Source organism: Paracoccus zhouxuedongae (genome assembly GCF_041927815.1).
Classification (GTDB): Bacteria; Pseudomonadota; Alphaproteobacteria; order Rhodobacterales; family Rhodobacteraceae; genus Paracoccus.
Genome location: NZ_JBHFHM010000003.1, coordinates 169,087 through 182,977 on the forward strand (window position 1 = coordinate 169,087; position 13,891 = coordinate 182,977).

The 13,891-nt window shown below is 66.5% G+C and carries 12 protein-coding genes; 8 read left to right on the top strand and 4 right to left on the bottom strand.

Annotated elements, in window-relative coordinates; translation table 11 throughout:
- Positions 1 to 31 precede the first annotated feature (31 nt).
- The gene (locus ACEYYA_RS05535; RefSeq protein ID WP_374798434.1) at positions 32 to 1,231 is read left to right on the top strand and encodes an acyl-CoA dehydrogenase; all 1,200 of its coding nucleotides are present in this window, start codon (positions 32 to 34) and stop codon (positions 1,229 to 1,231) included.
- The gene (locus ACEYYA_RS05540; RefSeq protein ID WP_374798436.1) at positions 1,228 to 2,376 is read left to right on the top strand and encodes a CaiB/BaiF CoA transferase family protein; all 1,149 of its coding nucleotides are present in this window, start codon (positions 1,228 to 1,230) and stop codon (positions 2,374 to 2,376) included. The genes ACEYYA_RS05535 and ACEYYA_RS05540 overlap by 4 nt, the downstream gene beginning before the upstream one ends.
- Before the next feature lie 64 nt (positions 2,377 to 2,440).
- Here ACEYYA_RS05540 and ACEYYA_RS05545 read toward each other — a convergent pair whose 3' ends face one another.
- Complete coding sequence (locus ACEYYA_RS05545) at positions 2,441 to 3,355, bottom strand: hydrogen peroxide-inducible genes activator (protein ID WP_374798438.1); 915 nt, start codon at positions 3,353 to 3,355, stop codon at positions 2,441 to 2,443.
- A gap of 151 nt (positions 3,356 to 3,506) precedes the next feature.
- Between ACEYYA_RS05545 and katG the strand changes: the two genes are divergently transcribed.
- Entirely contained in the window at positions 3,507 to 5,732 is a 2,226-nt protein-coding gene (gene katG / locus ACEYYA_RS05550; protein WP_374798440.1) for a catalase/peroxidase HPI, read from the top strand.
- 68 nt (positions 5,733 to 5,800) lie between these two features.
- Here the strand turns inward: katG and ACEYYA_RS05555 are convergent, their stop codons facing one another.
- Positions 5,801 to 6,733: a PHP domain-containing protein gene (locus ACEYYA_RS05555; protein ID WP_374798442.1), complete on the bottom strand. Its 933-nt coding sequence runs from the start codon at positions 6,731 to 6,733 to the stop codon at positions 5,801 to 5,803.
- Positions 6,734 to 6,988: 255 nt separating this feature from the next.
- Between ACEYYA_RS05555 and ACEYYA_RS05560 the strand changes: the two genes are divergently transcribed.
- The 5 genes from ACEYYA_RS05560 (at position 6,989) to ACEYYA_RS05580 (ending at position 11,328) form a co-directional block, all read left to right on the top strand.
- Positions 6,989 to 8,098 (top strand): ABC transporter substrate-binding protein, encoded by a 1,110-nt coding sequence (locus tag ACEYYA_RS05560; RefSeq protein WP_374798444.1) that lies wholly within the window; start codon positions 6,989 to 6,991, stop codon positions 8,096 to 8,098.
- A 95-nt stretch (positions 8,099 to 8,193) separates the two neighbouring features.
- Positions 8,194 to 9,033 (top strand): ABC transporter permease, encoded by an 840-nt coding sequence (locus tag ACEYYA_RS05565; RefSeq protein WP_374798446.1) that lies wholly within the window; start codon positions 8,194 to 8,196, stop codon positions 9,031 to 9,033.
- Positions 9,030 to 9,812: an ABC transporter permease gene (locus tag ACEYYA_RS05570; RefSeq protein WP_374798448.1), complete on the top strand. Its 783-nt coding sequence runs from the start codon at positions 9,030 to 9,032 to the stop codon at positions 9,810 to 9,812. Before ACEYYA_RS05565 ends, ACEYYA_RS05570 begins: the two co-directional genes overlap by 4 nt.
- A complete protein-coding gene (locus ACEYYA_RS05575) occupies positions 9,812 to 10,858 on the top strand; it encodes an ABC transporter ATP-binding protein (protein ID WP_374798450.1) in 1,047 nt (348 codons plus the stop codon). The genes ACEYYA_RS05570 and ACEYYA_RS05575 overlap by 1 nt, the downstream gene beginning before the upstream one ends.
- The gene (locus ACEYYA_RS05580; protein ID WP_374798452.1) at positions 10,855 to 11,328 is read left to right on the top strand and encodes a hypothetical protein; all 474 of its coding nucleotides are present in this window, start codon (positions 10,855 to 10,857) and stop codon (positions 11,326 to 11,328) included. The genes ACEYYA_RS05575 and ACEYYA_RS05580 overlap by 4 nt, the downstream gene beginning before the upstream one ends.
- Here the strand turns inward: ACEYYA_RS05580 and ACEYYA_RS05585 are convergent.
- Together ACEYYA_RS05585 and ACEYYA_RS05590 are read right to left on the bottom strand one after the other, a co-directional pair.
- Entirely contained in the window at positions 11,325 to 12,275 is a 951-nt protein-coding gene (locus tag ACEYYA_RS05585; RefSeq protein WP_374798454.1) for a YihY/virulence factor BrkB family protein, read from the bottom strand. The two genes, ACEYYA_RS05580 and ACEYYA_RS05585, sit on opposite strands and share 4 nt — an antisense overlap.
- 92 nt (positions 12,276 to 12,367) lie before the next feature.
- A complete protein-coding gene (locus tag ACEYYA_RS05590) occupies positions 12,368 to 13,786 on the bottom strand; it encodes a Glu/Leu/Phe/Val family dehydrogenase (RefSeq protein ID WP_374798456.1) in 1,419 nt (472 codons plus the stop codon).
- Between the last annotated feature and the right edge of the window lie 105 nt (positions 13,787 to 13,891).

Below are 13,891 nucleotides of genomic sequence, written 5' to 3' on the forward strand. Positions count from 1 at the left end.
CATGGCCCAAACGCATCATGGGGGAACCGGCATGGCCACGACGTCACACAAGGGTGAAAGCTTCAACTGGGACGATCCCTTCCTGCTGGACGACCAGTTGTCCGAGGAAGAGCGCCTGATCCGCGACAGCGCCGCCGCCTTTGCCGCCGAGGTGCTGGCCCCGCGCGTCTCGGGCGATTACCTGAACGAAGTCACCGACCCCGACCTGTTCCGGCAGATGGGCGCCGCCGGTCTGCTGGGCGTCACCATCCCCGAGGAATACGGCGCCGCCGGTGCGGGTTACGTCAGCTACGGCCTTGTCGCGCGCGAGATCGAGCGGGTGGACAGCGGCTATCGCAGCATGATGTCGGTGCAATCCAGCCTGGTGATGTTCCCGATCCACGCCTATGGCAGCGACGAACAGCGCCGGAAATACCTGCCGAAACTGGCCTCGGGCGAATACATCGGCTGCTTCGGCCTGACCGAACCGGATGCCGGGTCCGACCCGGCAGGCATGAAGACCACGGCGAAAAAGACCGCCGGCGGCTATGTGCTGAACGGGTCGAAAATGTGGATCTCGAACGCGCCGATTGCCGATGTGTTCGTGGTCTGGGCCAAATCCGAGGCGCATGGCGGCAAGGTCTGCGGCTTTGTGCTGGACAAGGGCATGAAAGGGCTGAGCGCGCCCAAGATCGGCGGCAAGCTGTCCTTGCGCGCCAGCATCACCGGCGAGATCGTGATGGATAACGTCGAGGTTCCCGAGGACGCGATCCTTCCCGGCATTCAGGGCATGGGCGGGCCGTTCGGCTGTCTGAACCGGGCGCGCTACGGCATTTCCTGGGGGGCCATGGGCGCCGCCGAGGATTGCTTCCACCGCGCGCGCCAATACGGGTTGGACCGCAAGCAGTTCAACCGACCGCTGGCCGCCACGCAGCTTTTCCAGCTGAAACTGGCCAACATGCAGACCGACATCGCGCTTGGCCTGCAAGCCAGCCTGCGCGTCGGGCGGCTGTTCGACGAAGGCCGTTTCGCGCCCGAGATGATCTCTATCGTCAAGCGCAACAACTGCGGCAAGGCGCTGGAGATCGCCCGTCAGGCGCGCGACATGCACGGCGGCAACGGCATCCAGATCGACTATCAGGTGATGCGCCACGCCGCGAACCTGGAGACCGTGAACACCTATGAGGGCACGCATGACGTTCACGCCCTGATCCTGGGGCGGGCGATCACCGGGCTTCAGGCCTTCGCATGACCGCGCCGCTGGCGGGGCTGAAGGTCGTCGAACTGGCCCGGATTCTGGCAGGCCCCTGGATCGGTCAGACGCTGGCCGATCTGGGCGCCGAGGTCATCAAGGTCGAAGCGCCCGAGGGCGATGACACCCGCCGCTGGGGTCCGCCCTTCATCGAAAGGCCGCGCCCGGATGGCAGCACGGAAACCGTCGCCGCCTATTTCCATGCGGCGAACCGGGGCAAGACCTCGGTCATCTGCGACTTTGCCGATCCGGGCGATCTGGCGCGGCTGAAGGCGCTGATCGCCGATGCCGATGTACTGATCGAGAACTTCAAGGTCGGCGGGCTGGCGCGGTTCGGGCTGGATTATGCCAGCCTGTCGCAGGCCAATCCGGGGCTGGTCTATGCCTCGGTCACAGGCTTCGGGCAGGACGGGCCGCGCGCCCGCCAGCCGGGCTATGATTTCCTGATCCAGGGCATGTCGGGGATCATGGACCTGACCGGTGATCCGGGGGGCGAGCCGCAAAAGGTCGGCGTGGCCTGGATCGACATTTTCACTGGGCTTTACGGGGTGATCGCGGTGCAGGCGGCCCTGGCGGAACGCGCGCGGTCGGGGCTGGGTCAGCAGGTCGATCTGTCGCTGCTGGACAGTGGCGTGGCGGTGCTGGCCAATCAGGCGACCAATCACCTGCTGGGCGGGCTGGTGCCGACCCGGCTGGGCAATGCGCATCCCAATATCGTGCCCTATCAGGTGTTTCCGGCCTCTGATGGCCATCTGATCATCGCCTGCGGCAATGACCGGCAATTCGCCGCGCTGTGCCGGGTGCTGGGGCTGGCCGGGCTGGCCGATGACCCCGCCTATGCCAGCAACGCCGCCCGTGTCGCGCATCGCGGGCGCTTGTGCGCGGCCATCGCCGCCGCCACCGCCGCGCGCCCCCGCGCCGACCTGATCGCCGCGCTGGAGGGCGCGGGCGTGCCCGGTGGCCCGATCAACACCGTGGCCGAGGCCTTGGCCGAGCCGCAGATCGCCGCCCGCGACCTGCGCATCGCGCCCGAGGGGATCGCGGGTCTGCGCACGCCCATCCGCCTGTCGCGCAGCCCCCTGACCACCGACCGCGCCGCCCCGGCACTGGGCGCGGGCCGCTGGCGGTTCGGCGGGGCGGACTGACCGCGAAACGGGTTCACCGCAGGCGTCGATCAGGCGGCGATGCAGATGGAAGGCCCTGTCGCCGTCACGGGTGCGGCTGTGCGCCGTCCCCCCGGCGGGCGGCGCGGCCCACATGATCGGCAACCCGCATCAGCCCGTCGCGCAGCGGGCTGCCGCGCCGCCAGACCATGCCGATCCGCCGCGCCGGTTCTGGGGCCGGAAAGCGGCCCACGTCGACGCGGGCCAGCCGGGTTTCGACCGGCACCGCCATGTCGGGGATCAGCGTCACCCCCATGCCCGCCGCGACCATCTGCACCAGCGTGGTCAGCGACGACCCGTCCAGCATCTCACGCGGGCTGTCGGGCTGCATCTGGCAAAATGACAGCGCCTGATCGCGGAAGCAGTGGCCTTCCTCCAGCAGCAGAAGGCGCATCTGGCGCAGGTTGCGGGGGCTGGGAATCGGCCCTCCGGCCTCGGTCAGCGGGCGGATCAGGACAAAGGATTCGGTGAACAGCTCGACCTCCTCCAATGCGGGTTCCGAGGCGGGCAGGGCGATGATGGCCGTGTCCAGCCGCCCCTCGGCCAGGTCGGCCAAAAGGTTCGGGGTCACCGTCTCGCGCACGGTCATGTCTAGATCGGGAAAGGCGGCGGCCAGATCGGCCATCACCTGCGGCAGCAGATAGGGCGCGACGGTCGGGATCACCCCCATCCGCAGCCGGTGCAGATGCCCGCTGGTGCCGATCCGCCCCAGATCGGTGATGTCGTCGACCTGCCGCAGCACGGCACGTGCGCGGGCGATCACCTGCTCGCCAAGCGCGGTCGGCGTGACCTGCCGGGCGTTGCGATCAAACAGCGGGCCGCCCAGCGTCGTCTCGATCTCGCGGATCTGGGTGGACAGGGCGGGCTGGGTCACGGCGCAATCCTGCGCCGCGCGTCCGAAATGGCCGTGACGGGCCAGGGCTACGACATAGCGCAACTGCCGAAGGGTGATCTGTGTCATAACGCAATCTTATCACAACGATTGAAAGATACAATTTCCGCTTATGGAGCTTTGCCCCTAAATTGCGTCTTGAGAAGATGACCGGCGCGGGCGCCAGGCCATTGGGCCATGGCCGCGCCTGACCCATAATGAACCAATCGCGGAGGACGCAATGACGCACAACACCACGGGCGGATGCCCGGTGATGCACCACAGCCCCAAGCCGAATGAAGGCGATCTGAAGACCCTGATGGGCCAGACCAACCGCGACTGGTGGCCGAACCGGCTGCGGCTGCACATCCTGCATCAGGGCAACCCCGCCGCGAATCCGCAGGGCGGCGATTTCGATTATGCGAAAGCCTTCGAGGGGCTGGACCTGGCCGCCGTCAAGGCCGACCTGCACAAGCTGATGACCGACAGCCAGGATTGGTGGCCGGCTGACTATGGCCATTACGGCGGGCTGTTCATCCGCATGTCCTGGCACAGCGCCGGCACCTATCGCACCGCCGACGGGCGTGGTGGTGGTGGCACCGGTGGCCAACGGTTCGCGCCGCTGAACTCGTGGCCGGACAACGGCAACCTGGACAAGGCGCGCCGTCTGCTGTGGCCGATCAAGCAGAAATACGGTGACGCGCTGTCCTGGTCGGATCTGATCATCCTGGCCGGTCACGTTGCCATCGAATCGATGGGCGGTCCGAACTTCGGCTTCGGCGGCGGCCGCGCCGATACCTATGCCCCGCAAGAGGACATCTATTGGGGCACCGAAACGCACATGCTGGGCGAAAACCGTTTCGCCACCGGCGACGAGATGGAGCGCCCGCTGGCCGCCGTGCAGATGGGCCTGATCTACGTCAACCCCGAGGGCGTGGACGGCACCCCCGATCCGATCAAGTCGGGCCAGGCCGTGCGCGAAACCTTTGCCCGCATGGGCATGAATGACGAGGAAACCGTGGCCCTGACCGCTGGCGGCCACACCTTCGGCAAATGCCACGGCGCGGGCGATGCCGCATTGGTGGGCCGCGAACCCGAGGCCGCCGGGCTGGAGCAGATGGGCTTTGGCTGGAAATCCAGCCATGGCACCGGCAAGGGCATCGACGCCATCACCAGCGGCCTGGAAGGCGCCTGGACCACCGATCCGATCCGTTGGGACATGGGCTTTTTCGACATGCTGTTCGGCCATGAATGGGAGGTCGTGACCTCGCCTGCCGGGGCGAAGCAATGGGCGCCCAAGCAGATCGCCGAACAGGACATGCCGCCGAATGCGCATGACGCCTCGCGCAAGGCGATGCCGATGATGACCGATGCCGACATGGCGATGCGTTTCGACCCGATCTATGGGCCGATCTCGCAGCGGTTCCATCAGGATCCCGCAGCGTTCCGCGACGCCTTTGCCCGCGCCTGGTTCAAGCTGACCCACCGCGACATGGGGCCGAAGTCGCGCTACAAGGGGCCGGACGTTCCGGCGGAAGATCTGATCTGGCAGGATCCGGTGCCGCCGGTCGATCACCCGCTCATCGATGCGGGCGACATCGCCAACCTGAAAGCGCGGCTGCTGGATTGCGGGCTGACCCCGGCTGACCTGATCCAGACCGCCTGGGCCTCGGCCTCGACCTTCCGCGGGTCGGATTACCGCGGTGGCGCGAATGGCGCGCGCATCCGGCTGGCGCCGCAAAAGGATTGGGCCGTCAACCAGCCCGCGCAACTGTCGCGCGTCCTGGCCGTGCTGGATGAGGTCAAGCGCGACTTCGACAGCCGGGCTGCGGGCGGCAAGAAGGTGTCGATCGCCGATCTGATCGTGCTGGGCGGCACCGCCGCCGTCGAGGCCGCGGCCCGTGCCGCCGGTCACGAGGTGACGGTCGACTTCACGCCGGGCCGCACCGATGCCAGCCAGGCCCAGACCGATGTGGACAGTTTCGACGTGATGGAACCGCGCGCCGATGCCTTCCGCAACTATCTGGAAAAGCCCTTCGCGGTGCCGGCCGAACATCTGATGGTCGACCGCGCGCAACTGCTGCGGTTGTCGGCGCCGGAAATGTCGGTGCTGGTCGCCGGTCTGCGGGTTCTGGGCGCCAATCACGGCGGCTCGGCGCATGGCGTGCTGACCGATCGCGTGGGCCAGTTGACGCCGGACTTTTTCGTCAACCTGCTGGACATGCGCACCGAATGGACGCCCGATGACGAGGCCGCGCAGACCTTTACCGGCCGCGACCGGTCGACGGGTGCGGCGAAGTGGACCGCCACCCGCGTCGATCTGGCATTTGGTGCGAATTCGGAACTTCGCGCCATCGCCGAGGTTTATGCAGGGGCGGATGCAGCCGGGCGCTTTGCCCGCGACTTCGCCCGCGCCTGGACCAAGGTTATGGATGCCGACCGATTTGACCTTCCGGGGCATCGCTGATCATTTTGGCTTGTTGACCAGTAACGGGGCGCGGGAAACCGCGCCCCATTTTCATGCCGGCCCCATTTTCATGCCGCGATGTCGTCGCGCCAGATCGGGTTCGACCAGGCCCGCCGCCCCGCCGCGTCGATCACCGTGACCCGCAGCCAGGGGCTGTCGCCTAGCCGGGCGATCTTGACGCGGGCCTCGGTCATCGACGGGCCATGCACCGCCACCGCGCCGGTGCCCGCGCCCTGCACGATCACCGTTTCCACAGCCGAGGCGCGCACCGTGACCAGATCGCGGCTGACGGTGATGCCGCGCAACTCTGGGCCTTGGCTGGAATAGAACTGCCCGGCCTTCAACGCGGCCAGCAGCGCCTCGGGCGTGTTTTCGGTGGCCTTCACCATCACCCAGCCGCCGAAATGGTCCGGCTCGGTGAAATGCGCGTCATCGGTGGCGATCAGCGACAGGCGGCGGCCCTGGGTCAGCAGCAGGTCGGCAATGGCAAAGCCATCGGCCCGGTCGGCGCCGATGGCGCAGCCGTGGTTATAGACCTCGACCGCGTGGGCGGCGGTGACGGCCTGCGCGTCAGCCAGCGTCAGGCCGGACCATTGCGGATGGGCAATCGCCACGAATGCCCCGGCATCGACGGCACGCTGCGCGATCTGGGCGGCGGTTTCCTGATCCCCCACCGGCACGAAATGCGGGCTGTTCGAGGGCGCGAAATCCAGCGGCAGGCCGACCGCCAGGATGTGCCACAGCTCACCATTCGCCATCGCGCCGGAGTGCAGCTCGGCGCCCAGGATCGTGGTGAAATCCGGCGTCCGAAACGGCCGCGTATCGACCAGCGGATAGCCCCACAGCCCGACGAAATGATCGGTCAGCGCGATGAAGTCGTAGCCCTGCGCGGCATAGCGACGGCAGACCTCGGCCGGGGGCAGCGCGCCATCGGACCGGTCGGAATGGGTGTGCAGGTTGCCGCGCCAGAAGCGGCCAGGGGCGGTAAAGGCGTCGGTCATGCGGATGTCCTTTCATCGGCTTGCCGCAGTCTTTCAGAAGCCCGCCCGCCGCGCCAGCGACGTTCCGGGCGTCTCACGCAAGGATCTTTTCACGCCCCGCTTGCGGCTTTGCAAACGGTGCTTGCGCAACGCCCGCTTTGTCACAAAACTGCGGCAATGGTCACGGAAATGTCCGACGACCGTCACATAAGGTTTACAGCCACGGCCTAGGGCACGGTTGCGCCCGCCTGCGGGCCAACCCAACAGGAGTTTCCGATGACGATCAAATCGACGCTTTGGCTGACCGGCGCCGCGGCGCTGCTGGCCACCACCACGCTCGCGCAGGCCGACGACCTCGCCACGCTGGAGGCCGCGGCCAAGGCCGAAGGGATGCTGACCACCATCGCTTTGCCGCATGACTGGTGCGGCTATGGCAAGGTGATCGAGGGCTTCAAGGCCAAATACCCCGAAATCAAGGTCAATGAGCTGAACCCCGACGCCAGCTCGGCCGATGAGCTGGAGGCGGTGCGCGCCAACAAGGGCAACACCGGCCCGCAGGCCCCCGATGTCATCGACGTGGGCCTTGCCTTCGGTCCGCAGGCCAAGGACGAAGGGCTGATCCAGCCCTACAAGGTTTCGACTTGGGACGAGATCCCGGACGAAGTGAAGGATGCCGATGGCTATTGGTATGCCGATTACTATGGCGTCATGGCGCTTGGCATCAACCGCGACCTGGTGCAGAACCCGCCGACCAGCTGGGAAGACCTGCTGAAGCCGGAATACGCGCAATCCTTTGCGCTGACCGGGGATCCGCGCGCCTCGAACCAGGCGATTCTGGCGATCATGGCGATGGGCATGGCCCGTGGCGGCGCGCCGGGTGCCGAATCCGGCGAAAAAGGGCTGGAGTTCATGGCCGAGGTGAACACCGCCGGGAACTTTGTTCCGGTCACCGCCAAGGCTGGCACCATCGCGCAGGGGCAAACCCCGATCGTCGCCGCCTGGGACTATAACCTGCTGTCCTGGCGCGACGGACTGAACGGCAACCCGCCGATGGATGTCATCATTCCGGCGGGCGAAAACAGCCTAGCGGGCGTCTATGTGCAGGCGATCTCGGCCTATGCGCCGCATCCGAACGCCGCGAAACTGTGGATGGAATACCTGTATTCCGACGAAGGTCAGCTTGGCTGGCTGGCCGGCTACTGCCACCCGGCGCGGTTCAACAAGATGGTCGAGGCCGGCAAGGTGCCGCAGGATCTGCTGGACAAGCTGCCCCCGGCCGAGGGCTACGCCCGTGCCGTCTTCCCGAGCGTCGAACAGCAAGAGGCCAACAAGGCCGTTGTGTCCGAACGCTGGGATGCCGTCGTCGGCGCCAAGTTCGCCGAATAATCCGACCCGCCGGTCCCGCGCCTGTCGCGGGGCCGGCCCTTTTGGTGCGTAGCATGTCCCAACCCACAGCCCACCCCGCTCGCAGGCGGGGACCGATGCCCCTGACCTGGTTGGGGATCGTGCCCTTTGCCGCCTTTGCGGCGCTGTTCCTGATCCTGCCGACGATCCACATCGTGATTGGCGCGTTTCGCGGCCCCGATGGCGGCTTTACCCTGGCCAATATCCAGAACCTGTTTCAGCCGACGATCATGCGGCCGTTCTGGCTGTCGATCAAACTGTCGCTGATCACCGCCGCGATCGGCTGCCTTGGCGGCTTCCTGCTGGCGGCGGCGGTCACGCGCGGCGGCCTGCCCAAGGGCCTGCGCGAGGCGACGATGACATTCTCCGGGGTCGCGTCGAACTTTGCCGGGGTGCCGCTGGCCTTTGCCTTCATCGCCACCCTGGGCCGGCTGGGCTTTGTCACCGTGCTGCTGCGCGACGTGTTCGGCATCAACCTGATGGCGACCGGGTTCAACATCATCAGCTTTACCGGGCTGGTGCTGGCCTATCTTTATTTCCAGATCCCGCTGATGGTGCTGATCGTCGCCCCCGCGCTGGACGGGCTGAAGCGCGACTGGCGCGAGGCCGCCGAAAGCCTGGGGGCTAGCGGTGCGCAATACTGGCGCATGGTGGCGCTGCCGGTGCTGTGGCCCTCGCTTCTGGGGACATTCGCGCTGCTGTTTGCCAATGCCTTTGGCGCGGTGGCCACGGCCATGGCACTGACCGGATCGTCGCTGTCCATCGTGCCGATCATCCTGTTCGCGCAGATCCGTGGCGATGTGCTGCAAGACCCGCATCTGGGCTATGCCATCGCCTTTGGCATGATCCTGCTGACCGGCATCGCCAATGCCATCTATATCTGGTTCCGCACCCGGTCCGAAAGGTGGCTGAAATGACGCGGCTTTGGTCATGGGCCGGGTTCGTCCTGGGTCTTCTGTTCTTCTTCCTGCCGCTGATCGGCATGTTCGAGTTCTCGCTGCGGGCGCGGCGCGGGGAGTATTCCTTTGACGCCTATCGCAGCGTGCTGGGCGACCCGCAGTTTCAGGCGACCTTCGGCTATTCGCTGATGATGGCGCTGGTGACGATCGTGTTCGGCGTGGCACTGGTCGCGCCGACCGCGTTCTGGGTTCGGCTGAAGCTGCCGCGCCTGCGCCCCTGGGTCGAGTTCGTGACCCTGCTGCCGCTGGTGATCCCGCCCATCGTCATCGTCTTCGGCTATATCCGGCTTTACAACACCTCGTCCTTCCTGCCGCTGACGGGCAGTGCGACGGGCACCAACATCCTGCTGATGCTCGGCTATACGACGCTGGCTTTGCCCTATCTGTATCGCGCCATCGACACCGGGCTGCGCACCATCGACATCGCCACCCTGACCGAGGCCGCGCAATCCCTGGGGGCGGGCTGGTTCACCATCATCCTGCGGCTGGTGATCCCCAATATCCTGATGGCGGTGCTGTCGGGCGCGTTCCTGACCTTTGCCATCGTGATCGGCGAATATGTCATGGCGGCGCTGCTGAACCGGCCCGCGCTTGGCCCCTATATGGTGCTGATCGGGTCGAACAAGGCCTATGAGCCTGCGGCGCTTGCCGTCATCGCCTTTGGCATCACCTGGGTCTGCATGGGGCTGATCCAACTGTTTTCCCGTCTGTCCAAACATACAAAGGCGCTGCGCTGATGGCCTTTCTTGATCTGCAAAACCTGGAAAAGTCCTTTGGCGCGAACCGCGTGGTCAAGGATTTCACCCTGCCCATCGACAAGGGTGAGTTCGTCAGCCTGCTTGGGCCCTCGGGCTGCGGCAAGACCACGGTGCTGCGCATGGTCGCGGGCTTTGAAAGCCCCGATTCCGGCCGCATCGTGATCGGCGGGCAGGATGTGGTGCGGCTGCGTCCGAACCAGCGGAACATCGGCATGGTGTTTCAGGCCTATGCGCTGTTTCCCAACCTGACCGTGGCGCAGAACGTGGGCTTTGGCCTGAAGGTCAAGCGCACCCCCGCCGGTCAGATCAAGGAGCGTGTGGCCGAAATGCTGGACCTGATCGGCCTTCCGCATCTGGGCGACCGCTATCCGTTCCAACTGTCGGGCGGCCAGCAACAGCGCGTGGCGCTTGCCCGCGCCCTGGCCCCCAGCCCGCAGGTTCTGCTGCTGGACGAACCCTTGTCGGCGCTGGATGCCAAGATCCGCATCAACCTGCGGCGTGAAATCCGGGCGATCCAGCAAAAGCTGGGCATCACCACCATCTTCGTGACCCACGACCAAGAGGAAGCCCTGTCGATTTCCGACCGCATCGTGGTCATGCATGACGGCATCGCCGATCAGGTCGGAACGCCATTTCAGGTGTATAACCGCCCTGCCACGCCCTTTGTTGCAAGCTTCGTCGGCACGCTGAACAGCTTTGAGGCCGATGTGATGGACCCCGCGACCGGCACGGTGCGGCTGGGATCGCAGGGCGTCAGCCTGGGTCGGGCGCTGCCTGCCGGGCGCATCCGCCTGGGCCTGCGCCCCGAGATGGTGCGGCTGGGCGACGACCCCGCCGCCACCACTTTGCGCGGCACGGTCGAGGATGTCGACTTCCTGGGATCCGTGATGCGGGTGCGGGTTGATCTGGGGGGCGTGTCGCTGGCCTTTGACCAGTTCAACACCCGCACCGCCGAGCCGCCCCGCATCGGTGAGGTGGTCAACATCACCCTGAACCCCGCCGATCTGATGGTGATCGGCGGATGATGGGCCGGGCCTTTGTGCTGACCGGCGCGCCGGGCGTCGGCAGTGGCACGCTGATCGCCGCCGCCGCCGGGCTGCCGGGCGTCAGGATCGTGGTGACGGAAACCACCGATCCCGCGCCCGGCCCGGAATGTGAGGTGCTGGCCCCGCATGTGTTCGACCGCCGCCGCAGGGCCGGGGGATTCGCGCTGGAATGGGACCACGCCGGTCACCCCTGCGCCATTCCGGCGGACGCGCTGACGGCGCAGGCGGCGGGGCGCGATGTGGTGATGGTGCTGCCCTTTGCGCAACTGGCGGCTGCGGCGCGCTGCTTTCCGAACCTGACGGTGCTGCATGTCACCCGCCCCGGCGTCAGCCCGCCCGATGCGGAGGCCGCGATCCCGCCGGGCCTGCCGGTCACGATCATCGACAATGGCGGCGCGCTGTCGTTGGCACGGGCGGCGCTGATCGCGGCGCTGACCGACCGCGGCTAAAGGCCGCCGCTGCCGGGTCGGTCGGGATCGGGGGGCAGCGCGGTCTCGACCAGTTCCTGCTGGGTGTCCTGATCGGCGGGCTGGCCGGTGCGCATCTGCTGGCGGCGCGCCGCAATCGCCCTGTGGCGGCGCAGCTCGACGTTGAACAGCGCCCCCAGCAGCACCGAATAGGCCCCCAGATAGAACCAGGTCAGCAGCGCGATCACCGCCCCGATCGACCCATAGATCCGGTCATAGCTGTTGAAACTGCCCAGATAGATCGAAAACCCGACCGAGGCCGCCGCCCACAAAAGCGCCGCCAGCAGCGCCCCCGCCGACAGGAACGGCGGGCGCTGACCATCGACATTGGGGCTATAGCGGTAAAGAATGCCGATCGTCACCAGCACGATGATGAAGATACCGGCCCAAGGCAGGGCGGTCAGCAGCCAGCCCTCGGCCCGCCCCAGTTCGACAAAGTTGAAGATCAGCGGCACCACCACCACCGTCAGCAGCCCCACCAGCACCACGCCGACCAGCGTCAGCGTCAAGATATAGCCCAGCAGATACCGCCAGATCCCGGTCTGGGCGCGGGTGTTGTGGATGGCGTTCAGCCCCCGAACCAGCGCATCCACCCCGGCGCGCGCCGCCAGCGTGGCAATCAGGATCGACACCAGCGAGGCCCAGCCCAGCCGCGTGCGCCCGTGGTTCACCAGCGCCACGATCTGTTCATAGATCAACGCATTGGCGGCATCGGGGATGAACTGGTCGGTCACATTGACATAGGTGAAGATCACCGAAGGATCCGCCACCAACCCCCAAAGCGAGATGATCGCGGCCAGCCCCGGAAACACGGCAAACATCGCGTAAAAGGCGACACCGGCCGAGATCAGGCCCAGATGGGTGCGATGCATCCGTTCGGACATCGCCCACAGAAAGCCCCAGACGGTTTTGGCAAGGTTCAGGATCATCCGCGGAATGTGACCGCGCCGCATCCGCCCCGCAACCCCGTGCCGATCATTGCGCGCGGGGCCGGGGCGGATCGGTCACAGGTCGCGCCGCGCTACAGCCCTTTGGACCGATAGGCCGAGGCGATGCGTTCGACCGCGATGCAATAGGCGGCGGTGCGCAGGTCGGTCACGCGCGGATCGTCATGCCACCGCACCCGCATTTCGGCATAGGCGGCGCGCATCGTGTCGTCCAGACCGGACCGGACCAGTTCCAGCTCATCCGCGCCGCGCAGGTATTCGGCCTTGAAGTCCTTGGACAATTCCCAGCCAAGGCCCTTGTCGCTGGACAGCCGTTCCAGTTCTTCGACCAGCAGACGGTTGCGGGCTTCCTCATGCCGGCGCTGCATCCGGCCAAAGGGGATGTGCGACAGGTTCTTGACCCATTCGAAATAGCTGACGGTCACGCCGCCCGCATTGGCGTAAAGATCGGGGATGATGACCACGCCGCGCTCGCGCAGGATCGCATCGGCACCGGCGGTGACCGGGCCGTTCGCAGCCTCGACGATCAGCCTGGCCTTGATGTTTCCGGCATTGCCTTCGTGGATCGCGCCCTCCAGCGCGGCGGGGATCAGGATGTCGCAATCCTGTTCCATCGCGCCTGCGCGGTTGGGATCGAAGCTGCCGCCGGGGAAGCCCTCGACCCCGCCGGTGCGGCGCAGGTGATCGATCAGCGCCGCGATGTCCAACCCGTCCGGATTGCTGATCGCGCCGTCGCGTTCGATGACCGAGATCACCTTGGCGCCGTCCTCCTCGGACAGGAAGCGCGCGGCGTGGCTGCCGACATTGCCCAGGCCCTGCACGATGACGCGCTTGCCCTCAAGATCGCCGGACAGGTTGGCGCGGGCGACGTCCTCGGGGTGGCGGAAGAAGGCGCGCAGCACATATTGCACGCCGCGCCCCGTCGCCTCGACCCGGCCGACGATGCCCCCTGCGGTCAGCGGCTTGCCGGTGACACAGGCGTTCGCGTTGATGTCGGTGGTGAACATCCGCGAATACTGGTCGGCCATCCAGGCCATTTCGCGTTCCGATGTGCCCATGTCGGGGGCGGGCACGTTCTGGCTGGGGCTGATCAGGCCGCGCTTGGCCAGTTCATAGGTAAAGCGGCGGGTGATGCGCTCCAGTTCCTCCTCGGACCAGGCGCGGGGGTCAATGCACAGGCCGCCTTTCGAGCCACCGAAGGGCAGTTGCACCAGGGCGCATTTATAGGTCATCAGCGCGGCCAGGGCCTCAACCTCGTCCTGGTTGACGTCCAGCGCATAGCGGATGCCGCCCTTGACCGGTTCCTGATGTTCGGAATGCACGCTGCGATAGCCGGTAAAGGTGTGGATCTCGCCGCGCAGCCGCACGCCGAACCGCACCACATAGGTCGAGTTGCAGACCCGGATCTTTTCCTCAAGCCCTTGTGGCAGCGCCAGAATCTCGGCGGCGTGGCGAAACATCAGGTCGACGGAATCGCGGAAAGATACGGTCATGGGCACTCCTTCATGCGGGTGGGGCCAAGGGTCGGGCCGTGGTCGGATACGACGATTGTCGGATGGCAGGGGCCGGGGGGCAAGCCGTGATCCGCCGGTGCGGGC

Bases quoted from the DNA above. Each gene is read 5' to 3' on its own strand.
- ACEYYA_RS05540 (WP_374798436.1), top strand. From the start codon at position 1,228: ATGACCGCGCCGCTGGCGGGGCTGAAGGTCGTCGAACTGGCCCGGATT.
- ACEYYA_RS05590 (WP_374798456.1), bottom strand. From the start codon at position 13,786: ATGACCGTATCTTTCCGCGATTCCGTCGACCTGATGTTTCGCCACGCC.
- ACEYYA_RS05565 (WP_374798446.1), top strand. From the start codon at position 8,194: ATGCCCCTGACCTGGTTGGGGATCGTGCCCTTTGCCGCCTTTGCGGCG.
- ACEYYA_RS05555 (WP_374798442.1), bottom strand. From the start codon at position 6,733: ATGACCGACGCCTTTACCGCCCCTGGCCGCTTCTGGCGCGGCAACCTG.
- ACEYYA_RS05580 (WP_374798452.1), top strand. From the start codon at position 10,855: ATGATGGGCCGGGCCTTTGTGCTGACCGGCGCGCCGGGCGTCGGCAGT.
- katG (WP_374798440.1), top strand. From the start codon at position 3,507: ATGACGCACAACACCACGGGCGGATGCCCGGTGATGCACCACAGCCCC.
- ACEYYA_RS05585 (WP_374798454.1), bottom strand. From the start codon at position 12,275: ATGATCCTGAACCTTGCCAAAACCGTCTGGGGCTTTCTGTGGGCGATG.
- ACEYYA_RS05535 (WP_374798434.1), top strand. From the start codon at position 32: ATGGCCACGACGTCACACAAGGGTGAAAGCTTCAACTGGGACGATCCC.
- ACEYYA_RS05570 (WP_374798448.1), top strand. From the start codon at position 9,030: ATGACGCGGCTTTGGTCATGGGCCGGGTTCGTCCTGGGTCTTCTGTTC.
- ACEYYA_RS05545 (WP_374798438.1), bottom strand. From the start codon at position 3,355: ATGACACAGATCACCCTTCGGCAGTTGCGCTATGTCGTAGCCCTGGCC.
- ACEYYA_RS05575 (WP_374798450.1), top strand. From the start codon at position 9,812: ATGGCCTTTCTTGATCTGCAAAACCTGGAAAAGTCCTTTGGCGCGAAC.
- ACEYYA_RS05560 (WP_374798444.1), top strand. From the start codon at position 6,989: ATGACGATCAAATCGACGCTTTGGCTGACCGGCGCCGCGGCGCTGCTG.